We start from the raw sequence: 23,302 nt of genomic DNA, 5'->3' as shown, positions 1-23,302 counted from the left end.
CAATGGCAGATTTCCTCCGGCTAGCCCATGTCGTCGGCGCGACGGTCCTGTTCGGGACAGGCATGGGCATCGCCTTCTTCATGGTCATGGGTCACCGCACGCGCGATGCGCGCCTCATATCGCACGTCGCGGGAACCGTTGTCGTCGCCGACACGCTTTTCACGGCAACCGCGGTGATCCTGCAGCCCCTTACCGGAGCCTGGCTGGCGCACGAGATGGGTTGGCCGCTGAGGGAGGGCTGGATCGTCCTTTCATTGGCGCTCTATATGCTCACCGGCCTGTTCTGGCTGCCGGTGGTTGCGATCCAGATCCGGCTGCGCAACCTTGCAAGGGCGGCCGCCACTGACGGCCTGCCCCTGCCAGCCGAGTATTTCCGGCTTTATCGGATCTGGTTCGCGTTAGGTTTCCCGGCCTTTTTCTGCGTCATCCTCATCCTGTGGCTGATGCTGACAAGGCCTTCTATCGACTTGTTCTAGCGCATCATCGGCCAGAGCGTCGCGGCGAGCAGCAGGCCCATGCAGATGTTGAACCATTTCAGCCGCACCGGGTCGGAGAGGAAGCCGCGCAGCGCCATGCCGAAACCCGCCCAGGACGAGACGCTGGGCAGGTTGACCAGTGCAAAGGCAAACGAGATCAGTAGCACCGAAAGGAACGGCGAATCCGGGTTGGTGTAGACGGCCATCGCCGTCAGCGCCATCACCCAGGCCTTCGGGTTGACCCACTGGAAGGCGGCGGCGCCGAAGAAGGTCATCGGCCGCGCGTTGGCGTCGGCATCCTTGCCCATCGAGCGCGACATGGCGATACGCCAGGCGAGATAGATGAGATAGGCGCCGCCCGCGACCTTCAGCACGATGTGAAGCGCCGGAAATGCCGTCAGCACTGCGCCAAGCCCGAAGCCGACGGCGAGCAGCAGCGACAGAAAACCCACGGCAATGCCGAGCATGTGCGGGATGGTGCGCAGGAAACCGAAATTCACGCCCGAAGCCAGCAGCATGAAATTGTTGGGGCCCGGCGTGATCGAGGTCACGAAGGCATAGACCATAAGGGCAAAGAAGGTATCGGCTGTCATGAATGAACCTGTCGGAAATACGGCGAAATGCGGCCGGGCCGCAGACGAAAAGCCCTTGGTCGGCTTTCTAATACTGTCCGCGCCCGGCGCGCGCAGGATTGAACGGAGAGTGGAAACCGATATATTCGGCGCATCTTTTCATTCGACTGTGCGCACGACTTGCCTTGAAGACGTGCCGTATGAAACTTGATTTCGACAGTCCCGACAAATTCAGGTGAAAAATGCCCGCAATTGCCAAAGTCGAGACCAGCAGCCTGACCCGTGAGCTCATAGACCACGCCGTGGCGAGCATCGAAGCGGCTGACTGCTTTTCCTTGCCCTTCCCGCACATCTTCTTTCGCGATTTCTTCCCGAAAGACTTTTATGCCGAAATGATCAAGTCGATCCCCACCGAGGGCTACGACCCGATCAAGGGCGACGGCACCCGCATGGCGCTCAGGCTCTATGGCGACAACGTCAACAAGGTCGACGCCGACATGCGTGAGATGTGGGCCGCCGTCTCGGCGATGTTCACTTCCCGCGAGGTCGAAGACGCCATTCGCCGCCAGCTTCACGAAGGGCTGGAAATCCGCGCGCGCGGCGACAAGGTCGCGGGTCCCGACGATCTGCGGCTGGTGGCCAAGCCCGTCCTCTACAGCGACAAGGACGGATACCAGATCAAGCCGCACCCCGACGCGCGCAAGAAGGTCGTGACCATGCAGATTTACTGCCCCGCCGACGAAAGCCAGCGGGAACTGGGCACCACGCTCTACAAGGCTTCCCTGAAGGGCCTTACGCATCTCGACTCCTATGGGCTGGAGCCGGTCAAGACCCTGCCCTTCCTGCCCAATGTCGGTTATGCCTTCGTGGTGCTGAAGGCCTACCACTCGCTGCTGAAGATGAGCTGGCACGGTCGCCCGAAGATCCACACGGCCATCGAACAGCCACGCGTGACGCTGCTCAACACCTTCTACATCAACGAGAACGTCGGCTTCTGATCCGCCGGGCGGTTTTCCGCCCGGACGTAAGCGTTTTCCACGCCCACGCCGTGCCTGGCACGCGTGGGCGTTTTCATTGGATCACATGCCCTGTGGGCCGCGGTTCATGGCCGCCACGCCGGTGCGGCAGACTTCCACCAGGCCCAGCGGCTTCATGATGGCAATGAACTGCTCGATCTTCGACACCTTGCCAGTGATCTCAAAGATGAAGTGCTCGGTATTGGCGTCGATCACGCTGGCACGGAACGCATCGGCCAGCCGCAACGCCTCGACGCGCGCGTCGCCGGTGCCGGCCACCTTCACCAGCGCCAGTTCGCGCTCCAGCGGCCGGTCCTGGCCGAGTTCGCCGGCGCGCACCGTCAGGTCGATGACGCGGTGCACCGGCACGATGCGCTCGAGCTGGTGCTTGATCTGGTCCAGCACATGCTGAGTGCCGCGCGTCACGATGGTGATGCGCGAAAGGTGCTTCTCGTGCTCGGTTTCCGAAACCGTCAGGCTTTCGATGTTGTAGCCGCGGCCGGAGAACAGGCCGATGACGCGGGCAAGTACGCCCGGTTCGTTGTCGACCAGAACCGATAGGGTGTGGATTTCCGGCCGTTGCGTCTCCTTGGAGATGAAGTAGGCGGAGCCGGTCGCCTGTAGCTGTGCGTTCATAGGGATCCCGTTTTCAAGCTTTTCGCTTAACTCGTTGTTTTTGCGCGACCCAGGAGCCGCGCGCTCAGGCTCAAACCAGTTCACGGCCCTTGGCGTCGATGGCGTTGGCGACCGCCTCGTCGGTGGCCTCGTCGGGCAGCAGCATCTCGTTATGCGCCTTGCCGGACGGGATCATCGGGAAGCAGTTGGCCAGCGTGGCCACGCGGCAGTCGAAGATCACCGGCTTCTTCACCGAGATCATCTCGTTGATCGCATCGTCCAGATTGGCCGGCTTGTCACAGCGGATGCCGTGGGCGCCATAGGCCTCGGCGAGCTTGACGAAGTCCGGCATCGCCTCGGTGTAGGAGTGCGACAGGCGGTTGCCGTGCAGCAGCTGCTGCCACTGCCTTACCATGCCCATGTACTGGTTGTTCAGGATGAAGATCTTGATCGGCGCGTCGAACTGAACGGCCGCCGACATCTCCTGGATGCACATCTGGATGGAGGCGTCGCCGGCAATATCGATGACCAGCGCGTCGCGATGCGCGATCTGCACGCCGAGCGCTGCCGGCAGGCCGTAGCCCATGGTGCCGAGGCCGCCCGAGGTCATCCAGTGGTGGGGCTTCTCGAAGTGGAAATGCTGCGCCGCCCACATCTGGTGCTGACCCACTTCGGTGGTGATGAAGGGGTCGCGATGCTTGGTCAGCTCGTAGAGCCGCTGGATCGCATATTGCGGCATAATCACTTCGTCGTTCGTCTTGAACGCGAGCGAATCGCGGGCACGCCACTTGGCGATCTGCTCCCACCACGGATAGAGCGCCTTCTTGTCGGCCTTGACGGTTGCCCGCCACAGCCGCACCAGATCCTCCAGAACGTGGCCGACGTCGCCGATGATCGGAATGTCGACGCGGACGTTCTTGTTGATCGAGGACGGGTCGATGTCGATGTGGATCTTTTTCGAGCCGGGCGAGAAGGCATCGAGGCGGCCGGTGATGCGGTCGTCGAAGCGTGCGCCGATGCACAGCATCACGTCGCAGTCATGCATGGCCATGTTGGCTTCATAGGTGCCGTGCATGCCCAGCATGCCGAGCCAGTTCTTGCCCGAAGCCGGATAGGCGCCCAGGCCCATCAGCGTCGAGGTGATCGGGAAGCCGCTGAGCTCGACCAGTTCGCGCAGCAGCTCGCTGGCTTCCTGTCCGGAATTGATGACGCCGCCGCCCGAATAGATGATCGGCCGCTTGGCGTTGGCCAAGAGCGCCACCGCTTCCTTGACACGATCGAGATCGCCCTGCACCTGCGGGTGATAGCTGGTGCGCGGCGCGGTCTGCGGCGGCGTGTAGACGCCGCGGGCGAACTGCACGTCCTTGGGGATGTCGACAACCACCGGGCCGGGGCGGCCGGTCGTGGCGACATGGAAGGCTTCATGCAGCGTCTTGGCGAGATCGTTGACGTCCTTCACCAGCCAGTTGTGCTTGGTGCAGGGCCGCGTGATGCCGACCGTGTCGCATTCCTGGAAGGCGTCCGAACCGATGAGCGTCGTCGGTACCTGCCCGGTGATGCAGACAAGCGGAATGGAGTCCATCAGGGCGTCCTGCAGCGGCGTCACCGCATTGGTCGCGCCCGGACCTGAGGTCACCAGCATGACGCCGGCCTTGCCGGTGGAGCGGGCATAGCCTTCGGCCGCATGGCCCGCGCCCTGCTCGTGGCGGACCAGGATGTGCTCGACGTCGTCCTGCTGGAAGATCTCGTCATAGATCGGAAGTACCGCACCGCCCGGATATCCGAAAATATGCTTGACGCCGTTGTCCTTCAGCGCCTGCACCACCATTTCGGCACCTGTCATCTCGCGCCGTCCGGTATCGTTCTGTCCGTTGCTCATCGGTCCTGCTTCCGTTTCTTCCGCGTTCGCGTTTGCTGGTCGTATCGATATTTTTGCCAATAAAAAAGGCCCCCGAGGGAGCCTGTGTGTTTGCGCATGGGAGGACTTGCCCGGCGGTTACACCGCCTTGCCCACGCGCCTTCCTACGAGAATGAGTGCCATCTTCATGGTCGCGAACCATAGTGGTCACGCAAAAACCCGTCAATGGGGAATCGCGCATCACAAAACACGGAAATAGATGGGTCTTCCGGCATTACCGCCGGATCCGGCCACTGAGGCGGCAACCGATGCCGCCCCAACGTCAGCCGTCGATACGGCTAAGCCGCCGTCTTTTCCTCGGCAAACCGCTTCACGACCCGCTCCAGAAGAGGCACATAGTCGCGAAAAACCTTGGTTTTCATGCCGGGAACCTTGCCGCCCTCGTCCCAAAGCCGCACCCGGACGGCTTCTTCGTGGAACGGGTTTTGGCGGAATTCGGCCACTTCGCCGGCATCCATTGGACCACCCTGCAGCGACAGCGTGTGAACCGAAGCTTGAGACAGTTTTCCGAAGTAGGTCGGATCGGTGGCGCAGAGATAGCGCTTGGCGGCCACGTGCAGCCTAACGCATTCCACGATCACCGGCGGAAAGAAGGGCTCCAGCACCCGCCCGCCTGCCTCGTCATGATGGTTGTCTTCGACGTCATCGGGCGAGTAGGCGCCAAATTCGCTGGTGTAGTGCCCGATATCGTGAAGCAGCGCGGCTGCGATCAGCGCCTCCGGAGCAGCTTCCTGCTCTGCCAGCCACGCCCCTTGCAGCATGTGTTCGGACATCGTCACCTGCTCGCCGAGATAGGATTCGGCGCCGCGACGTTCGAATATGTCGGCAATGAATTCGACGATACTGTCCGAGCTCAACTGTTTTTCGCTCATTCCGCCGCCTCCTTGCGGGTTTCCTCGATTGCGGCGAGCGTCGACAGCAGGCCGTCCTTGTCGGTGTAGCAGCCCTGCAGCCAGCGCTTTCCTGTGCCCGAGAATTCCTTGCGCGCATGCATCACGCGGGTATTGTCGACGATGAAGGCTTGGCCGGGCTCCAGCTTGAAGGTGACTTCGAAGCGCGGGTCCTCGATCAGTTCGGCAAAGCGCCGATAGGCCGCATAATAGGCGGGCATGTCTTCGAACGGGACGTCGACGGCAGGCGCGAGCGACCTGTTGTTGAAGCGGATCGCGAGCATCTGCCCATCCGGCCCCAATTCGATCATCGGGCGCTTGGAGCGCAACCGCACATCGGAGGTGCCGGCATATTCGAAGCGCGCCGGCCAGGAACTGAGCAGGCGAAACGCTTCCGGGTTCTCCCGCTGGAGCGCCTTGGCGACCGCAAATCCGTCCACCACCGACGACTCTCCCCCCTCCACGGTGTTCTCCAGGCAAGCAAGTATCTGCAGCGTCGGCACCGGATCGCGATAGGGATTGTCGGTATGGGCCTGCAGCCCGAGATTGGTGAAAGCGAGATTGTTCGGATTGACCTCCGCCCTCACCTCGAACCAGCGCCCGTAATTCGTTTCCCGCACATAGCCGAAGAGATCCACAATGCGGCACAGGCTGCCGGATTCCGTCGGCAAGCCATCCATCACGGCAAAGCCATAGGTCCTGACGGCCGATAGCCATCCTTTAAGCACAGCCGGATCGTGCGTGGCCGCGGTATAGGAACTCCGCGGCACGGAGTTCTGCATCGTTTGCTTGTCCCAGGGCGCTACTCCCTCGCCGATCCAGCCAAGTTCAGCAGTGCGGGCGCGATCGTAAGCGTTGGCGCGCAGCCAGGCCGACGGGAAGCTGACGGTTTTGTTCTCCGGCGCGAAACGAACCGAGAGATCGCCATTCACGACCGCCGCCTGCGCTATGTTCGTGTCTGCCGGAATGTCCAGGATGGTTATCAACCGCTGGCCGTTGCCGGGACTGCGCGTCTTGTCGTCCAGCGCGTTGTCGCGAAGCCAAACCGCGTGGAATCTGGCGCGGTGGTCGTCGTTCCAGACCAATTCCACTGTTCGTCCGTCATCTGTGACCGAGACATTCTTGAGCAAGGTGAACCTCCATTCATGGCGGTTGCACACTGATCGGGCGGCCGATATAACTCAAATTATCATTTTTCGCTCAATGACCCGATTTTGCTTATGCCTGGCAACTACCCGCGGACGATGCCACCGCTCGTCTGGCTGCGCAGCTTCGAAGCCGCGGCTCGACTGTCGAATTTTACAGGCGCGGCGACCGAACTCGGGCTCACACAGGCAGCCGTCAGCCAGCACATCCGCTTGCTTGAAGAACATCTCAAGACCCGCCTGTTCATTCGCCGGGCCCGCGGCATAGACCTCACGCCCGAAGGCGCGGCCTACCTCCCCCACATCCAGTCGGCCTTTGCCACGATTGGCAACAGCACGACGGAACTCTTCGAGCCCCGCGCCACCCAAACGGTTACCATTCGCTCGCCGATATCCTTTGCGACGCTCATGCTGGCCCCGCTGCTGCCGCAACTGTCCAAAAGCCATCCTTTCATCCGGCTTCAGATCGAGACCATCCATAAGCCGGCGGATTACGGCGACGCCTGGAACGGGCTCGACATCCGCTTCGGCAACGGCGCCTTCGCGGGCCGCCGCGCCGATCAACTGACGTCGGAGGCGCTCCAGCCCATGGCCGCGCCCTGGCTGGCCGGCGATCCGGACTGGCCGCGCCTGCCTCTGCTGTCGGTATTCGGCGCCCGGGGCATGTGGGGCGAATGGTTCTCCGCTGCAGGCATCACCCCGCCTGCCGAAGCCTCCCACAAGTTCGATACCTTCGTGACGGCACTGGAAGGTGCGGTGCATGGAGCGGGCGTTCTCCTGGGCTCGCGCCCGCTCGTGGATGCAGCCGTGCGCAACCGGGGTCTGCTGCCGTTGTCCGACTTCGCCTTGCGCAGCGGAACCGGCCACTATCTGACCGCCCCTTCAGGCACCAGCCTCGATCAGGCCGATGAGACGGTTCGGCTCTGGCTGCTCGCCGCTTTCCGCCGATACCTCGATATCGAGCCTCTTCGTTAAGGCCTTCTGCACCATACCGTCTCATCGCCGCTTAACCCGGATCGACTAGGGTGGCTTTTTTCGGGGACAGGGCCACAGCATGTTTGTCGATCGGGGAAAATTCGGCGGAGAGACCACATCGCAGGAGCGGCGCGACGACGCGCAGCCCGATGCGCGCGTGCTGGGCCATGTCGTGCATTGCGACGGCGCCCGCGCCACCATTGCGGCCTTTGCCGATTCCGGCGAAGGCACGCTGGCCGGGCTCTGGGCCGTAGGGCGAATGATCTCCATCAATCTCGGCGTCACACGCACGGTCGGCCTGGTCTATGCCATCGGCCGCCCCGACCGCGTCTGGGACGAAAACGGCCGCAACCCGATCGAAGTCAGCGTCGAGCTGGTCGGCGAGGTGCGCGACGGCGGAGCCGGGACAACTCCCGTCTTCGACCGCGGAATCACCGTCTATCCGCATATCGGCGCGGTTGCGCATCGCATCCGCTCGCGGGACCTGCAGGCGGTCTACGACCTAGCGGGCCGCAAGTCGGTGACCATCGGCAGCCTTTCGCAGGACGAGACGATCAATGCCTGCATCGCCATCGAAGACACGCTGGCGCGCCACTTTGCCGTTGTCGGCACCACCGGCGTCGGCAAGTCGACCGCAGTGTCGCTTCTTCTGCGCAAGACCATCGAGGCGCAGCCAGACCTGCGCGTGCTGATCCTCGACCCGCACAACGAATTCTCCGCCGCCCTGCCCGATCACAGCGTCAAGGTCGACACCGTCACGCTCGACCTGCCCTTCTGGCTGTTCCGGCTGGAGGAGTTCGCCGAAGTGCTGTTCCGCGGGCGCGAGGTCGAGCCCGACGAGATCGACGTGCTGCGCGATATCATTCCGCAGGCCAAGAACCTGTATCGCAATCCGCATTCCGGCACCTTCCTGCGGCGCGGCGCGGATTCGCTGACGGCCGACACGCCGGTGCCCTACCGCATGGCCGACCTGATCCGGCTGCTGGACGAGCGCATGGGCCTGCTCGAAAGCAAGAACGACAGGCCCGTCTATCGTTCGCTCAAGACGCGCATCGAATCGGCCATCGCCGATCCGCGCTACCGCTTCATGTTCAATTCGCGGCTGATCGAGGACACGATCCACCAGACCATCGGCAACATCTTCCGCATCCCGCATGGCGGGCGGCCGATCACTTGCTTCGAAATGGCGGGCTTGCCTTCCGAGGTGGTGAACTCCGTCTGTTCGGTGCTGGCGCGCCTCGCCTTCGACCTTGCCCTCTGGAGCGAGGGCAAGCTGCGGTTGCTGGTGCTCTGCGAGGAAGCGCACCGCTATATGCCGGCCGACCCGCGCCTCGGTTTCGCACCGACGCGCCACGCGCTTTCGCGCATCGCCAAGGAGGGCCGCAAATATGGCTGCTATCTTGGCGTGGTCACGCAGCGCCCGGGCGAACTCGACCCGACCATCCTGTCGCAGTGCTCGACCGTCTTTGCCATGCGGCTTGCCAACGATCAGGACCAGAAGATCATCCGGTCGGCGATTGCCGATTCCTCGGCCTCGACGCTTTCCTTCCTCTCGTCCATGGGCCAGCGCGAGGCGATCGCCTTCGGCGAAGGCGTGGCCACCACCATGCGCCTCAAGTTCGAAAAGATCCCGCCTAGCCTGATCCCCGGCTCAAACAAGCGACAGGCCGCACAAGCATCCGGCGGCGACGGCAGCGATGTCGATCTGGCCGGCATCGTGGAGCGGCTGCGCAACGTGCCGCGTCCGCAGCAGGCGCTCGGCTTCGCCGAAGTGACCGACATGCAGCGGCAAGCCGGCGATCCCGGCTACCGCCGTCCGGTGGAGCCCGCAGCGCCCATACCCGAAGATCTCGACATCAGCTTCGGCCTGAAGCCGACGACCTTCGGCCGGTCACGCTCGGACTGACAGGGCGGCATCGAGCCGCTGACTGAGTTTCAAAAGCAATCCAAGCCGAGGTCGAAAGCCTCGGCTTTTTGTTAGGGCCGGTGTTGAGAAGCCGTCGAGCTTCGGCTCTCCGTAATGGACTGCTGAAGCATGCGAGTACTAAAGCTCCTCCGATCTTGGAAAGCCGCGCCGGCTCTCAAGCGCAGACGCGGTTACGGCCCTGTCGCTTGGCATGATAGAGCTGCTGGTCAGCGCGCCGGAAAAAGTCCACGGCCGCTTCCTTGCGGTCCCATACGGCAAGGCCGACGCTGGTGGTGACCTTCAGCCTGACATTGCCTGACGAGATCGCGGTGCTGGAGATGGCCTTACGAATTCGCTCGGCGAATCGGAACAGCGTGTCTGCATCCATATTCGGCGCCACGACCGCGAACTCCTCGCCGCCCAGACGCGCGACGACGTCGTGATAGCGCGACATGTCACGCAGGCAGCGAGCGACGGTGCGCAACACTTGATCGCCGATATCGTGGCCGTGTGTGTCGTTGACCTGCTTGAAATGGTCGAGGTCGAGGATCATCAGCCCGACCGGCCTCTCGATGCGGGCGAACTCGGAGAGATACTCCTTCAGTGCCTCATCGAAATAGCGCCGATTCTGCACGCCGGTGAGACTGTCGGTCAACGCGGCCTGCTCCAGCGTCTCGGAGCGCGCGCTGAGCGTGGCCGTCATCTCCTGCAACTGGCCGTGCTCCTTCACCTGGCTGCGGATCTGCGGGTAGATGAAGAAGATGGTGAAGAACAGCGCCGTGGCCAGAAGCACGCCGATCCCGAAAAGCAGCTTGGCCAGGTAAGCCACCTTTTCGATTCTTTCGGGTTGATAGAGCGTCTCGCCGGCTGAATACAGAACGCTATAGCCGTGCACGGTCACCATGCCGGCAAGCAGGATGACTGTGATCAGGACAAAGAGAGCCGATTCCGATTGATGGAAACGCATGAACCTTCCGCTGGCGAGCCCCCGAACCGTGAGGCGGTATCACGGCCGCTATCTCCTTATGCCATAGCGAGGCCTTACGGTCCGTTAATCTGAACAACCAAAACGCGAGTGAATTTTAATCAAAGTATCGAACATAAGTGTCCAGACGCATCGACTAGCTTATTGATTCTACGCTCTTAAGACGTTTCCACTCCGGTCCGAACTGGTTGCGGAACCATGTCGTCTGGCGCTTGGCATATTGACGCGTTGCAATCTTTGCGCGCGTGATCGCCTCGGAAAATTCAATCTCTCCGGCATCTGCCGCCTGGAGTTCGCGAACGCCGATGGCTTTCATCGCCGGCAGGGCCGGATCGAGCTGCATTGACGCCAGTGCACGAACCTCTTCCAGCGCGCCGGCCTCGAGCATCCGGTCGAAGCGCTCGTCTATCCGGCGCACCAGCGTCGGGCGTTCCGGCTCCAGCACGAAGAAGCTCGCACTTTCGCGGTCGACCAGCGCGTTCCCGCTTGCACCCTGCCAGTCAAGGATCGAGCGCCCTGACGCCTCCAGCACCTCGAGCGCGCGGACGATGCGCTGGGTGTCGCCGGGCTTTAGTCGCGTTGCCATTTCCGGGTCACGTTCGGCCAGGATGCGATGCAACTGCTCCGAGCCCTCTTCGAGCGACCGGCCCCGCCAATGCTCGCGGATCGAAGCAGGAATGTCGGGCATCTTCGAAATTCCTTCCACCAGCGCCTTGAAATAAAGGCCAGTGCCGCCGACGAAGATCGGGATGCGGCCGGCGAGCGTCCCCCGCTCGATCAACTGCGTCACGTCGCGCAGCCACGCCCCGGTCGAATAAGCCGTCGCCGGCGAAACATGGCCGTAAAGATAGTGCGGCGCACGCTTGAGATCGTCCGCGCCGGGACGCGCTGTCAGGACATCGAGCACCGAATAGACCTGCATCGAATCGGCGTTGACGATGACCCCGCCTTTGCTGGTGGCGAGCTCCAAAGCCAGCGCCGACTTGCCGCTGGCGGTCGGTCCGGCTATCAGGATTGCGTTCTTCACGCGCTCGCCGCCTTCATCTCTGCCGGAATTTCCCATGCCGCTCGTCGCCACCCTCATTTCCCATCCGGCCCAGCGCCGTCTTTCGCAGTCGCTCGCGAATATGGCCTCGCAGGCGGTCGGCGCAAGCTCCGTTCGCTGGTTGGCCGAGGATATCGCCGCAGACCTCTCCTTGCCGAGTGGAACTTCGGCCGAGGAGATGCAGGCGACCCTGCGTGCGGCATTGATGTCCGAGCCCATAGACGTCGTGGTCCAGAAAACCGAGATGCGCCGGAAAAAAATCCTGTTGGCCGACATGGACTCGACCATGATCGACCAGGAATGCATCGACGAGCTGGCCGACGAGGTCGGCATCAAGGAGCATGTCGCCGCCATCACCGCACGCTCGATGAACGGCGAAATCGCCTTCGAGCCGGCGCTGCGCGAGCGCGTCGCCCTGCTCAAGGGGCTCGACGCTGCCGTCATCGACCGCATCATCACCGGCCGCCTAACGCTGGCGTCGGGTGGCCGCGCCCTGGTTGCCACCATGCGCGCCAACGGCGCCTATGCTGCGCTGGTGTCGGGAGGCTTCGACGTCTTCACCTCGCGCATCGCCGCCATGCTCGGCTTCGACGAGAACCGCGCCAACCGACTGATCGAGCTCAACGGCAAGCTCACCGGCGAAGTCACCGAGCCCATTCTGGGCCGCGCCGCCAAGGCCGAAGCCCTGCTCGACATCTCTGCCCGCCTCGGCCTGTCGCCCGAGGATGCCATCGCCGTCGGTGACGGTGCTAACGATCTCGACATGATCCGGCTTGCTGGCACAGGCGTTGCGCTGCATGCCAAGCCGGCAGTGGCCGCCGAGGCCAAGGTCCGCATCGACCATGCCGACCTCACCGCCCTTCTCTATCTCCAGGGTTACAGCCAGACGGAGTTTGCCGCATGACAGTCATCCGCACCGAACGCCTCATCCTGCGCAACTGGGAGGAGCGCGACCGCGAGCTGTTCCATCGCATCAACTCCGAGCCGGCGGTGATGGAGTTCTTCCCCTTCCGGCGCAACAGGGCGCAGGCGGATGCCAGGATGGATGAAATAAGCGCCGAGATCGCCGCGCAGGGCTACGGCTGGACGGCGGTCGAGATCGCAGTGACCGGCCAGTGCATCGGCTTCGTCGGACTGCATGACGTGGAAATCGAGCCGGTCGCGCCGGCCGGTTCTATCGAGATCGGCTGGCGGCTTGCGCCGGAATTCTGGGGCCATGGCTACGTGACCGAGGCGGCAACGGCCTGGCTGGACTACGCCTTCGACAAGCTCGGCAAGCCACAGGTTGTCTCTTTTGCCGTTACCAACAACAAGCGCTCGAGGGCGGTGATGGAGCGGCTCGGAATGCGCCGCGAAGCGTCCCTCGACTTCGACCACCCGGAAATACCGGACACGCAGCCGCAGCTGAAACGCCATGTCTTCTACCGCGTGACGCGGGAGGATTGGGAGGCAAGAAAAAGGGCGGCTCAGTAGCCGCCCTTTTCTTTTGGATCAGAGACTTATCCGCGTTTGCGGACTCAATCTATCCGCACGGTCACGAAGCGCAGCTCGCCGGTCTTCGAGGCCAGCATCAACAGCGCATTCTTGCGGCCCTGTTCCTTCAGCGCCTTGATCTTGTCGGTCACGTCCTTCGGCGAGGAAACCTGTTCCTGCGCGATCTCGGTGATGACCTCGCCCGGCGCAATGCCACGGTCGGCGGCCGGCGAGTTGGGCGACACTTCGGTGATGACAACGCCCGCAACTTCCGCGCCGATGCCGAACTTGCTGCGCGCGCCGTCGTCAAGATCGCCGATGGTCATGCCGAGAACGGAAGTCGTCGTCACGGCCTTGTCCGGCGTCTTCTTCGCCTCTTCGCCCTTGGCGAGCTTTTCGCCGTCTTCGAGGCGGCCGAGCTTGACCTTGACGGTCTGCTCCACGCCCTTGCGGACGAGCACCACGTCGACATCCTTGCCGACCGGGCTTTCGGCGACAACACGCGGCAGGTCGCGCATCTCATGCACGTCCTTGCCGTCGAACTTGGTAATCACGTCGCCCGGCTGAATGGTGCCGTTGTCGACCGGACCACCCTTGATGACGCCGGCGACCAGCGCACCTTGCGTCGCCTTCATGCCGAGGCTTTCAGCGATCTCGTCGGTGACGGGCTGGATGCGAACGCCGAGCCAGCCGCGGCGCGTCTCGCCATATTCTGCCAACTGCTGCACCACGCCGGCCGCGAGTTCGGACGGGATCGAGAAGCCGATGCCGATCGAGCCGCCGGAGGGCGAGATGATGGCGGTGTTGATGCCGACGACCTCACCTTCCATGTTGAACAGCGGGCCACCTGAATTGCCCCGGTTGATCGCCGCATCCGTCTGGATGAAGTCGTCATACGGGCCGGAATTGATATCGCGGTTGCGCGCCGAAACGATGCCGATGGTGACGGTGCCGCCAAGACCGAACGGGTTGCCGACCGCCATCACCCAGTCGCCGATGCGCATCTTGTTGGAATCGCCGAACTTGACCGCCGTCAGCTTCTTGCCCTTGGGGTCGACCTTCAGCACTGCGATGTCGGTCTTGGTGTCGGTGCCGACCAGCGTGGCCTTCAGCTTGGTGCCGTCGGAGAAGTTGACGATGATCTCGTCGGCATCGGCGATCACGTGGTTGTTGGTGACGATGATGCCCTTGTCGGCATCCACGATGAAGCCCGAGCCGAGCGACTGCACCTTCTGCGGCCTCGCGTCTCCGCCGCCGCCCTCACCCTCGTCGCCGCCGCCGCCCTTGTCGCCACGGCGGTTTTTGAAGAAGTCATCGAAGAAATCCTGGAAGGGCGAGCCTTCCGGAAGCTGGGGCATCGGCACCGCGTTAGGTCCCTCGCCGCCCTTCACGGTCTGCGAGGTCGAGATGTTGACGACGGCGCCGAGCAGGCCTTCCGCGAGATCGGCAACCGAGGCCGGCCCCTGCGGATGGATAGCAGGCTTTTGCTGTGTCTCCTGGGCCATCGCCGGTGCAACGACGGCGTGCGGCATGGCGATCGCGCCCACCAGAAGCGCTGCCGTCGCGGCGGCGAAGCCGTTGCGCAGTCGAGGCAGGATGAATTTGGCTGTCATGTGGAAGATGTCTCCGAAGTCAGACACAGAAAAAGCGGTGCAGCTCCATAGGCTGCATCACCATGTTCGCAAAAAATAAGGCGTGTTTGCGACTTTGCATACTGGCATCTGAGGTTAGCCAGTCAATATATCGAGATTGTTCGAAGGGCGCCCCGGGTCTTTGCACAATCAGCTTGCCGCCCTGGGGACGGACACTATCCGCGCGCCAGCCAGACCAGGCCGACACCGACTGCGATTGAGGCCAGCCCGACGGCCCTCAGCGCGTTCTCAGGCATCGACAGCACTTCGGCTGCCAGCCGCTTGGCGAGACTAGGAAAGCCGCCATAGATCAGGCCCTCGATGACGAGGACCAGACCCATGGCGACGATCAGATCGGACACCGGCGCGGTTTACTGGCTGGCGCCGGCGGTAGGCTGCTGCGTCGCCGAGTTTGAAGTCGGCGCAGCGGGCTTCGCCGGAGCCGCCGGAGCCGCGGGAGCAGCTTCCGAAGGTTTGCCGGTCGGAGTGCGGAAAAAGCGGAAGAACTCCGAGTCCGGCGACAACACCATCGTCGTGTCGGCGTTGTTGATCGCCGTGCCGTAGGCATTCAGCGACCGATAGAACTCGAAGAACTCCGGATCCCGCTGATAGGCGTTGGCGAAGGTGGCGCTGCGGGTGGCATCGCCCTCACCGCGCAGGATCTCCGCTTCCTTCTGCGCTTCGGCAACCGTTTCGACCACCTCGCGGTCGGCACGGGCGCGGATGCGCTGCGCCGCCTCGCGGCCGCGGGCGCGGAGCCTTTCGGCCTCGGCCAGGCGCTCGGCCTTCATGCGGTCGTAAGTCTGCTGCGAGACCTCGGCCGTCAGGTCGGTACGGCGGATACGCACGTCCTCGATCTCGAGGCCGAGCGAGTTGGCGTCGGCGCGCAGCTGGTCGCGGACGTCGCGCATCATGGAGGCACGCTCTTCCGAGAGCGCCGCCTCGAAGCCGCGCACGCCGTAGACCCGGCGCAGGGCTGCGTCGAGACGCGTCTTCAGGCGCTGTTCGGCAAGCGGGATGCTGCCCGACACGGCCTGGCGGAAAACGCGCGGATCCTTGATGCGGTAGGCCACGAAGGCATCGACTTCGTAGAACTTGCCGCCCGAGACCTGGACACGGATGTCGTCGAGGTCGAAGCGCAGGATACGGTCATCCACGAACTGCACAGTGTCCGCATCGAACATCGAGAACGGCATTTTGAAGTAGATTCCGGGCTCGCTCTTGACGTCCACGATCTGGCCGAAGCGCATGACGATCGCCTGCTGGCGCGCATTCACCACGTAGATCGAGGAATAAAGCAGAACGAGGATGATCGCGACGATGACGCCGATGATTGGGAGACGATTGGACATCACTTGCCTCCTTCGGCAGGAGCCGCGGGCGGCGTGCGTTTCTGCAGTTCAGGCAGGGGCAGATAGGGAACCACGCCCTGGCTCTTGCCCTCGTCGACGATAACCTTGTTGGTGCCCTTCAACAGCGTTTCCATGGTTTCGAGATAGAGACGCTGGCGCGTCACTTCCGGTGCCTTCACATACTCGTCGTAGACCGAAATGAAGCGCTGGGCCTCACCTTCGGCTTCCTGCGTCACGCGGTTCTTGTAGGCAGCCGCATCTTCGCGGATCTGTGCCGCCTGGCCGCGTGCCTGGCCGAGCTTCTGGTTGGAGTACTGGTTGGCTTCCTCAACGAAGCGGTCCTCGTCCTGTTCGGCGCGCTGCACCTCGTCGAACGCATCGGCCACTTCACGCGGCGGCGCTGCATCCTCGATCGAGACCGCGTTGACCGTGAGACCCGCGCCATAACCGTCGAGCGTGGTCTGCACGATGTTGCGAACGCCGTCGGCGATGCCCTGTCGGTCATCGCGGAAGATATCCTGTGCGGGACGGCGACCCACCACTTCGCGCATGGCGCTTTCGGAAACCTGGCGCAGCATGCCATCGGGATCGGACACGTTGAACAGATAGGCCTTCGGGTCGGCGACCTGATAGGCAACCGAGAATTGCACATTGACGATGTTCTGGTCGCCCGAGAGCATCAGACCGGAATTCGAGCGGTCCGAACCGCCGCCGACATTGATGAGCTTTTCGGCTGTGTTGGCCTTTTCGACCGTCTCGATCGGCCACCAGTGGAAGTGCAAGCCCGGGCCGGACAGCTCGTTCTTCGGCTTGCCGAAGCGCAGCTCGACCGCCATCTCGTCCGGCTGGACGGTGTAGACGGCCTGGAAGGCCCAGAACACGAGCAGAGCGAGCGCAATGAGACCGAACAGCAGCGGACTGCCGCCGCCGCCGCCGCCCGGAAGCACATTCTTCAGCCTGTCCTGGCCGCGCCGGATGATATCTTCCAGATCGGGCGGCGTTCCTTGCGGACCGCTCGGTCCCCGAGGGCCCTGCCCCCATGGTCCCCCACTATTGCCGCCGCCACCCCATGGGCCGCCGCCGCCACCGCTCTGATTGTTCCAGGGCATGAATGTCCTTTCGGTTCAAATTCTTCGCACAGCCCACCGGGCGCGATATCAGTGCCTTCCTTCTATAGGGACGCCAATACGTGCTTTCAACGCAACCACGGCTCGAAGCGGCCGTTTTGGTTACGAAACGATCCCAATTGCCATTTCAATGCACGTCCGCGCGCCTTTCGTAAACGGTGTAGCGTGTCGCATGGCTGTCCTTTTCACCGGCGGGCACGTCCAACGAACTGACGACCTGCCAGATTTCGGGATCGATCTCAGGAAAGCGCGTATCGCCGTCAACCTCAGCCAAAACATGGGTCACATGCAGCCTGTCGGCCAGCGGCAGTGCGTCGCGATAGATCTCGCCGCCACCGACCAAGCAAATCTCGTCCACTCCGGACATGCAGCGGGCGCGTGCCGTGGCGAGCGCGATTGCATCGGCGAGCGAGCCGACCACTTCGGCACCTTCCGCACGAAACGTTTTGTCGCGGGTCACCACGATGTTCAGGCGCCCGGGCAACGGACGGCGCGGAAAGCTCTCCCAGGTCTTTCGCCCGACCACGATGGGCTTGCCCATGGTGTCGGCCTTGAAGCGCTTGAGATCAGTGGAAAGCCGCCACGGCAGACCGCCCTCGCGTCCGATCACGCCGTTTTCGGCAATCGCCACATAGATGCCAAGCTTCATCAATTGCCGCCTTCGCTTGCATTACCCGGTCGGGTCAGGATCAGAATGTCGAGGTCGCTGTCCGGATAAAAATCGGTCGCCTTCATGCGGAACGTGGTCGGACCGATCTTCTCGACATTCTTGCCGCAGAAGGTGAGAAGGCTGTCCGGGTCGCCCTTGTCGATGGTCAGCGTGAAGTCGCCGATGTTGCCGGACGCCCAGTTGCCGCCCGTCCTCAGGATGTAGGCTATCCGGTTTTCATAGAATGTCGGCGAGCCATCGGCGGTCTTCCCCGCCTCCTTCAGCACCGCCCTCTCGAAGCTCGCGTCCAGGCAATAGCGCCGCTTGTAATCATCGTAGGTCTGGCCCTGGAACTTACCGTTGTCCAGGAAGGTCAGCCCCACCGTGCCGCCGACGCTCGGCTGATAGCTGTGTGCGACCTTCACCGACTTGCCAGCCGGAAAGACCATGCGCCACCAATAGGTCGAGCGGAGCTGCCAGAAGGGCGTGCGCACCTTCTTCATGCCGGAGCCGTCGTCATACTCGTCGATGATAATGATGCCGCGGTTCAGCCAGTCATCTGCTACCGGCTGCGGCAGGGCCTCCAGCGCCTTCGTCGTCGCCTCGCCGAAGGGATAGAACGGCACATTGTTGGCCTTCAGCTCGTCGGAAATGTCGATGCCGACGGCAATGGCTCGGTGCTCCAGCTCGGGTTTGACCGGCTGGCCATCGACCGACACCTCGAAGCCGAGGAAATTATCCTCGCCCGTCCGCGGGATCGACGGCATCTCGTAGGGATTGCCTTCGATATCCGGCATGGGAAAAGCGACGATGGTCGAAACATCCTCATCGGAGCTGTTGCGGAAGACGTAGTCCACCGTGACCTTGTCGCGCGAGATGAACAGGTCTTCCTTTTCCATCGCCACCACGTCGCTGCGCGAAAGAACCAGCCCGCCGGTGCCAAGCTCGGCGATCGAATCGTTGGCCAGCGCCGGCGCAGCGGCAGCGGTCAACATCAAGGCAGTCAGCAGGCGTTCAAGCATGTGAAATCCCCAGCGGTTAGGTCGCGGATGTCGGCAGTCGGTGGCGTCAGGTTCGAGTCAGCGAGGCATGCGCAGCATGTAACCTGCTTGGCTGACTGCGGGCAAAGCAAATCCGGCGATCCCTCCATGCCTTGCCTCTCGCCTGGCTGCCCGTCTAATCTTGCGCCATGACTCAAATCAGCTTCCGCCGGGCCCGCGAGACAGACCTTCCCGCAATCGTCGCCATGCTTGCCGACGATGAACTCGGCCGGCAGCGGGAGGATACGAGCCATCCGCTGGCCGAGTGCTACAGAAACGCGTTCAAATCCATTGACGCAGATCCCAACCAGTTCCTCGCCGTCGTGACGGAAGACGAGGCCGTCGTCGGAACGCTCCAGCTCACCTTCATCCCCGGCCTTTCCCGCAAGGGCGCCTGGCGCGGCCAGATCGAGGCGGTGCGAATTGCAGGCCACCGTCGCGGCGGTGGGCTTGGCCGGCAAATGTTCGAATGGGCGATCGAGCAATGCCGCGAGCGCGGCTGCAACCTGGTCCAGCTCACCACCGACCGCGACCGTCCGGATGCGCACCGCTTCTACGAGCAGCTCGGCTTCACCGCGAGCCACATCGGCTACAAGCTGGCGCTATAACTTCCCCAACGTCACGGACTATCCGAGCCGCCCGAAACCCGCCAAATCGGCCGCCTGCGGTCACACGACGCGGTTTTTCGCACGATTTCGTCGTTGATCTCGGCATTTCTGCACTAGCGAGACGGTCCATCGTGAAATAGACGAAACCGGAATTCAGTTGGCCGTCTAATCTTCGGCCGCTGCCAAGGCGCTTTCGGCGCCCGGTTTCGACAGGACTGCACAGAAGGATTTTGGGATGCTGGGCTGGTTTCGGGCTTTGATGCCGCGGGAGGACCGCTTCTTCGATCTGTTCGCCAGGCATTCGCGCATCGTGGTGACCGCCGCTGAAACTCTCGAGAAGCTGCTGGCCGGCGGCGAGGATGTCGAGAAATACGGCCGGCAGATCATGGAGCTGGAGAACCAGGCCGACGCCATTACCCACGAGGTGATGCTGGCGGTGCGCAAGAGCTTCATCACCCCGTTCGACCGCGGCGACATCAAGGATCTGATCCAGTCGATGGACGATGCCATCGACATGATGCGCAAGACGGTGAAGACCGTCATCCTCTACGAGCAGAAGAGCTTTGACCCGCTGATGCGGGAAATGGGCACGACCATTGTGGCAGCCGCCCGCCTGATCGACGAGGCCATCCCTCTTCTCAACAAGATCGGCACCAACGCCACGCGGCTGGGCGCGATCGCCATGGAGGTCACCCGGATCGAAAACCGCTCGGACGAGCTGCACGACGAGGGCCTGAAGGACCTGTTCCGCCGCCACGGCAAGAACGATCCAATGGCCTATCTCATCGGCCGCGAAATCTATGCCGAGCTCGAGAAGGTGGTCGACCGCTTCGAGGACGTCGCCGACGAGATCAGCGGCATCGTGATCGAGAACGTGTAGCCGCTGATGGACGCTTCGCTCGCCTTTCCGCTGCTGATCGGTCTGATCGCAGTCGCGCTGTTCTTCGACTTCCTCAACGGCCTGCACGACGCCGCCAATTCCATCGCCACCATCGTGTCGACCCGCGTGCTCAGGCCGCAATATGCGGTGGCCTGGGCGGCGTTCTTCAATTTCATCGCCTTCCTGTTCTTCGGGCTGCATGTCGCCCAGACGCTAGGCACCGGCATCATCGATGCCAGCATCGTCGACCCGCAGGTGATCTTCGCCGCACTGATGGGCGCGATTAGCTGGAACATCATCACCTGGGTGTTCGGCATTCCGTCGAGCAGCTCGCACGCCCTGATCGGCGGCATGGTCGGTGCCGGCATGGCCAAGGCCGGCGGCGGCGCCGTGGTCTGGAGCGGCCTTCTGAAGACCTCATCGGCCATCATCCTGTCGCCGCTCATCGGCTTCCTGCTTGCGCTCCTGCTGGTGCTGTTCGTGTCGTGGCTGTTCGTGCGCCAGACGCCCTTTGCGGTCGACCGCACCTTCCGCATCATGCAGTTCGTCTCGGCGTCGATGTATTCGCTCGGCCATGGCGGCAACGACGCGCAGAAGACCATGGGCATCATCGCCGTGCTGCTGTTCTCGCAGGGCAAGCTGGGCAGCGAGTTCTACGTGCCGTTCTGGGTGGTCATCGCCTGCCAGAGCGCCATGGCGCTGGGCACGTTGTTCGGCGGCTGGCGCATCGTGCACACCATGGGCTCCAAGATCACGCGGCTGAACCCGATGCAGGGCTTTTGCGCCGAAACCGGCGGCGCGCTGACCCTGTTTCTGGCGACGTATCTCGGCATCCCCGTGTCCACCACCCACACAATCACCGGCGCCATCATCGGCGTGGGTGCCGCGCGGCGCGTCTCGGCCGTGCGCTGGGGCATCGCCGGCAACATCGTGGTCGCCTGGATCATCACCCTGCCGATCGCGGCCGTGATTTCGGCGCTGTGCTATATGGCGGTCACGCTTTTCGTCTAAGCGCAGCGCCATCAAGCGCATCGCTCCCTGCCGGGCGAGGCGCAAAAGGCTTGATCCACCATCGTCGACCCCTGAATGGGCCAGCCGCGGCTCACGCACGATTGAAAGTGGTGTATACTTGGTCGGCCTTACACTGCCACGGCGTATCGTTGGGCAGGAGTGAACCGATGACCGATGCCAAATCGAAGCTTCGGGGGGACATCACACCGACGCCGCCTGCCGGTCCACCGTTGAGCTCGGGACCATCAAGCACTCCGGCTGCAGTGGGCTACCTTGTTGCGTTTGCAATGACGGCCTTCGCAACCCTTTTGGCTGTCAGTGTCGACATTGAGGCCAAGGTCCCGAACCTCTCCCTCATATTCGTCGTTCCGGTGGTCATAGCGGGCCTCGCGTTCGGCACGGGCCCTTCGCTTTTCTCGGCCATACTTGGCGCTCTCGCCTACAATTTCTTCCTGACCGCGCCTCGCTACTCACTCGTCGTCAAGGACCCGGCAAATATCTGGGCGGTCGCACTACTCTTTATCGTCGGACTTATCGTGAGCGGCGTTTCCTACACCTCCGGGCGGCGGGCGACCGATGCGGCGATCATGAAAAGGCAGGCGATGGTGTTGCAAGGCTACAGCCGCGACATTCTGGCGACCGGCAACACGGAGACGATCGTCTCACTCACCACCGAAGCTCTTGCAGCACTCTTCCTGGCTCCGGTCGTCGTGATGCTTGTTGCGGAGGGAAAAGTAATCTCCGTCAAAAAAACAGAAGGCTGCGTAGAACCCCAGGAGGCCGAATTCGAGATGGCGCTGTCGTCGTTGGCGACGCAGACTGTCGTGCGCGCCGGAGTCTACCCGGCTTTGGCCTCGCGCTTCGATTTTTGGCCGGTAGCAACGGCGGTGGGCCAGCGTGCCGTCATTGGGCTCGCATTCGACCCAGACGAACGTCCTTCGTCGCCTGACACGCTGGTCGATATCGTCAGGAGTGTCATGGCGCTCGCGCTTGAGCGTCAGCACGCCCGGTCCACGCACTGAACGCGAAAGAAGCCCCGCCCGAGGCAGCGCCTACCGATTACACCGCAATCGGCGCGCGGATGCTGGAATCGGCCTCGTAATTCTCCAGCCGGAAATCCTCGAAGCGGAAGGCAAAGAGGTCCTTCACCTCGGGATTGATCCACATGGTCGGCAAGGTTTTCGGCGTGCGCGAAAGCTGCTCGCGCGCCTGCTCGAAATGGTTCGAATAGAGATGCGCGTCACCCAGCGTGTGAATGAAATCGCCCGGCTTCAGCCCGGTCACCTGCGCCACCATCATCGTCAGCAGCGCGTAGGATGCGATGTTGAAGGGCACGCCCAGAAAGATGTCGGCCGAGCGCTGGTAGAGCTGGCACGAAAGCCTGCCTTCCGAGACGTAGAACTGGAACAGGCAGTGGCAGGGCGGCAGCGCCATCTCGTCCACTTCCGCCGGGTTCCAGGCGGACACGATCAGACGGCGCGAATTGGGATTGGTGCGAATCTGCTTCAGCAGATTTTCGATCTGGTCGATGTGCCCGCCACCCGGCGCCGGCCAGGAACGCCACTGCGCGCCATAGACGGGGCCGAGATCGCCATTCTCGTCGGCCCACTCGTCCCAGATGGTGACGCCGTGGTCGCGCAGGTACTTGATGTTGGTATCGCCCTTCAGGAACCAGAGCAACTCGTGGATGATCGACTTCAGGTGCAGCTTCTTGGTGGTCGTGACCGGAAAGCCGTCGGCGAGGTCGAAGCGCATCTGGTAGCCGAACACCGAGCGCGTGCCGGTGCCTGTGCGGTCGCCGCGGTCGACGCCGGTTTCGAGCACATGTCTGAGGAGGTCGAGATACTGGCGCATTGGCTTCGCTTGATTCGGTCGTTGCGCCAATCATAACGCAAGCCCCGGCCCGCGCCACGCATAACCGGGGCTCATCCCCAATACCGGCCGCCGCGACGGCGGAAAGCCACGTCGGACAACCGGCAGGGCAGAGT

The 23,302-nt window shown here is 62.9% G+C and carries 24 protein-coding genes; 10 read left to right on the top strand and 14 right to left on the bottom strand.

The window, feature by feature from the left end:
- Positions 1-2: 2 nt before the first annotated feature.
- On the top strand, positions 3-476 hold the full coding sequence (locus C7I85_RS00955; protein ID WP_106722087.1) for a DUF2269 family protein: 474 nt from the start codon (positions 3-5) through the stop codon (positions 474-476).
- On the opposite strand, the gene C7I85_RS00950 is transcribed toward C7I85_RS00955, so the two are convergent.
- On the bottom strand, positions 473-1,069 hold the full coding sequence (locus C7I85_RS00950) for a LysE family translocator (RefSeq protein WP_106722086.1): 597 nt from the start codon (positions 1,067-1,069) through the stop codon (positions 473-475). The genes C7I85_RS00955 and C7I85_RS00950 overlap by 4 nt on opposite strands.
- Before the next feature lie 221 nt (positions 1,070-1,290).
- Between C7I85_RS00950 and C7I85_RS00945 the strand changes: the two genes are divergently transcribed.
- Positions 1,291-2,046, top strand: a complete 756-nt coding sequence (locus tag C7I85_RS00945) for a hypothetical protein (RefSeq protein WP_106722085.1) — start codon at positions 1,291-1,293, stop codon at positions 2,044-2,046.
- Positions 2,047-2,127: 81 nt separating this feature from the next.
- On the opposite strand, the gene ilvN is transcribed toward C7I85_RS00945, so the two are convergent.
- From ilvN to tmpA, 4 genes are all read right to left on the bottom strand, one after another.
- A complete protein-coding gene (gene ilvN / locus C7I85_RS00940) occupies positions 2,128-2,700 on the bottom strand; it encodes an acetolactate synthase small subunit (protein WP_106722084.1) in 573 nt (190 codons plus the stop codon).
- Between the two features lie 70 nt (positions 2,701-2,770).
- Entirely contained in the window at positions 2,771-4,558 is a 1,788-nt protein-coding gene (locus C7I85_RS00935) for an acetolactate synthase 3 large subunit (RefSeq protein WP_106722083.1), read from the bottom strand.
- 317 nt (positions 4,559-4,875) lie between these two features.
- Positions 4,876-5,469, bottom strand: coding sequence for a (R)-1-hydroxy-2-trimethylaminoethylphosphonate oxygenase (gene tmpB / locus C7I85_RS00930; protein WP_106722082.1), 594 nt, complete (start codon positions 5,467-5,469; stop codon positions 4,876-4,878).
- Complete coding sequence (tmpA, locus tag C7I85_RS00925; protein ID WP_106722081.1) at positions 5,466-6,617, bottom strand: 2-trimethylaminoethylphosphonate dioxygenase; 1,152 nt, start codon at positions 6,615-6,617, stop codon at positions 5,466-5,468. The genes tmpB and tmpA overlap by 4 nt, the downstream gene beginning before the upstream one ends.
- A 90-nt stretch (positions 6,618-6,707) precedes the next feature.
- Here tmpA and C7I85_RS00920 point away from each other — a divergent pair, with 90 nt between their 5' ends.
- A complete protein-coding gene (locus C7I85_RS00920) occupies positions 6,708-7,607 on the top strand; it encodes a LysR family transcriptional regulator (protein WP_245444743.1) in 900 nt (299 codons plus the stop codon).
- A gap of 79 nt (positions 7,608-7,686) precedes the next feature.
- Positions 7,687-9,513 carry an ATP-binding protein gene (locus tag C7I85_RS00915; protein WP_106722079.1) on the top strand — a complete coding sequence of 609 codons (1,827 nt, stop codon included), beginning with the start codon at positions 7,687-7,689 and terminating at the stop codon, positions 9,511-9,513.
- Positions 9,514-9,688: 175 nt separating this feature from the next.
- Here C7I85_RS00915 and C7I85_RS00910 read toward each other — a convergent pair whose 3' ends face one another.
- Complete coding sequence (locus tag C7I85_RS00910) at positions 9,689-10,480, bottom strand: GGDEF domain-containing protein (protein ID WP_106722078.1); 792 nt, start codon at positions 10,478-10,480, stop codon at positions 9,689-9,691.
- 154 nt (positions 10,481-10,634) lie between these two features.
- On the bottom strand, positions 10,635-11,561 hold the full coding sequence (miaA, locus tag C7I85_RS00905; RefSeq protein ID WP_106722077.1) for a tRNA (adenosine(37)-N6)-dimethylallyltransferase MiaA: 927 nt from the start codon (positions 11,559-11,561) through the stop codon (positions 10,635-10,637).
- On the opposite strand from miaA, the gene serB reads away from it, so the two are divergent.
- The gene (gene serB, locus C7I85_RS00900) at positions 11,560-12,447 is read left to right on the top strand and encodes a phosphoserine phosphatase SerB (protein ID WP_106722076.1); all 888 of its coding nucleotides are present in this window, start codon (positions 11,560-11,562) and stop codon (positions 12,445-12,447) included. The two genes, miaA and serB, sit on opposite strands and share 2 nt — an antisense overlap.
- On the top strand, positions 12,444-13,016 hold the full coding sequence (locus C7I85_RS00895) for a GNAT family N-acetyltransferase (protein ID WP_106722075.1): 573 nt from the start codon (positions 12,444-12,446) through the stop codon (positions 13,014-13,016). Before serB ends, C7I85_RS00895 begins: the two co-directional genes overlap by 4 nt.
- A gap of 44 nt (positions 13,017-13,060) precedes the next feature.
- On the opposite strand, the gene C7I85_RS00890 is transcribed toward C7I85_RS00895, so the two are convergent.
- The 6 genes from C7I85_RS00890 to C7I85_RS00865 all read right to left on the bottom strand — a co-directional run bounded on the left by C7I85_RS00890 (position 13,061) and on the right by C7I85_RS00865 (position 18,797).
- On the bottom strand, positions 13,061-14,629 hold the full coding sequence (locus C7I85_RS00890) for a DegQ family serine endoprotease (protein ID WP_106722074.1): 1,569 nt from the start codon (positions 14,627-14,629) through the stop codon (positions 13,061-13,063).
- A gap of 194 nt (positions 14,630-14,823) precedes the next feature.
- Positions 14,824-15,009, bottom strand: coding sequence for a DUF2065 domain-containing protein (locus tag C7I85_RS00885; RefSeq protein ID WP_181257042.1), 186 nt, complete (start codon positions 15,007-15,009; stop codon positions 14,824-14,826).
- A 9-nt stretch (positions 15,010-15,018) separates the two neighbouring features.
- Positions 15,019-15,999, bottom strand: a complete 981-nt coding sequence (gene hflC / locus C7I85_RS00880) for a protease modulator HflC (RefSeq protein WP_106722073.1) — start codon at positions 15,997-15,999, stop codon at positions 15,019-15,021.
- Positions 15,999-17,108 carry an FtsH protease activity modulator HflK gene (gene hflK / locus C7I85_RS00875; RefSeq protein ID WP_106722072.1) on the bottom strand — a complete coding sequence of 370 codons (1,110 nt, stop codon included), beginning with the start codon at positions 17,106-17,108 and terminating at the stop codon, positions 15,999-16,001. The genes hflC and hflK overlap by 1 nt, the downstream gene beginning before the upstream one ends.
- 145 nt (positions 17,109-17,253) lie before the next feature.
- Complete coding sequence (locus C7I85_RS00870) at positions 17,254-17,775, bottom strand: dihydrofolate reductase (protein WP_106722071.1); 522 nt, start codon at positions 17,773-17,775, stop codon at positions 17,254-17,256.
- Complete coding sequence (locus tag C7I85_RS00865; RefSeq protein ID WP_106722070.1) at positions 17,775-18,797, bottom strand: DUF4424 domain-containing protein; 1,023 nt, start codon at positions 18,795-18,797, stop codon at positions 17,775-17,777. The genes C7I85_RS00870 and C7I85_RS00865 overlap by 1 nt, the downstream gene beginning before the upstream one ends.
- Positions 18,798-18,964: 167 nt before the next feature.
- Here C7I85_RS00865 and C7I85_RS00860 point away from each other — a divergent pair, with 167 nt between their 5' ends.
- From C7I85_RS00860 to C7I85_RS00845, 4 genes are all read left to right on the top strand, one after another.
- Positions 18,965-19,423: a GNAT family N-acetyltransferase gene (locus C7I85_RS00860; protein WP_106722069.1), complete on the top strand. Its 459-nt coding sequence runs from the start codon at positions 18,965-18,967 to the stop codon at positions 19,421-19,423.
- Positions 19,424-19,658: 235 nt separating this feature from the next.
- Positions 19,659-20,303: a DUF47 domain-containing protein gene (locus C7I85_RS00855; RefSeq protein WP_106722068.1), complete on the top strand. Its 645-nt coding sequence runs from the start codon at positions 19,659-19,661 to the stop codon at positions 20,301-20,303.
- Positions 20,304-20,309: 6 nt separating this feature from the next.
- Positions 20,310-21,314, top strand: a complete 1,005-nt coding sequence (locus tag C7I85_RS00850; RefSeq protein WP_106722067.1) for an inorganic phosphate transporter — start codon at positions 20,310-20,312, stop codon at positions 21,312-21,314.
- Positions 21,315-21,481: 167 nt separating this feature from the next.
- Positions 21,482-22,336 carry a DUF4118 domain-containing protein gene (locus C7I85_RS00845; protein ID WP_106722066.1) on the top strand — a complete coding sequence of 285 codons (855 nt, stop codon included), beginning with the start codon at positions 21,482-21,484 and terminating at the stop codon, positions 22,334-22,336.
- A 37-nt stretch (positions 22,337-22,373) separates the two neighbouring features.
- Here C7I85_RS00845 and C7I85_RS00840 read toward each other — a convergent pair whose 3' ends face one another.
- Positions 22,374-23,168 (bottom strand): thymidylate synthase, encoded by a 795-nt coding sequence (locus C7I85_RS00840; RefSeq protein WP_106722065.1) that lies wholly within the window; start codon positions 23,166-23,168, stop codon positions 22,374-22,376.
- Positions 23,169-23,302: the final 134 nt, after the last annotated feature.

This window comes from Pseudaminobacter soli (ex Li et al. 2025), from assembly GCF_003012705.1.
Lineage (GTDB): Bacteria > Pseudomonadota > Alphaproteobacteria > Rhizobiales > Rhizobiaceae > Pseudaminobacter > Pseudaminobacter soli.
The sequence above is the reverse complement of the archived record's forward strand: the minus strand, read 5'-3'. Positions and strand labels throughout refer to the sequence as shown.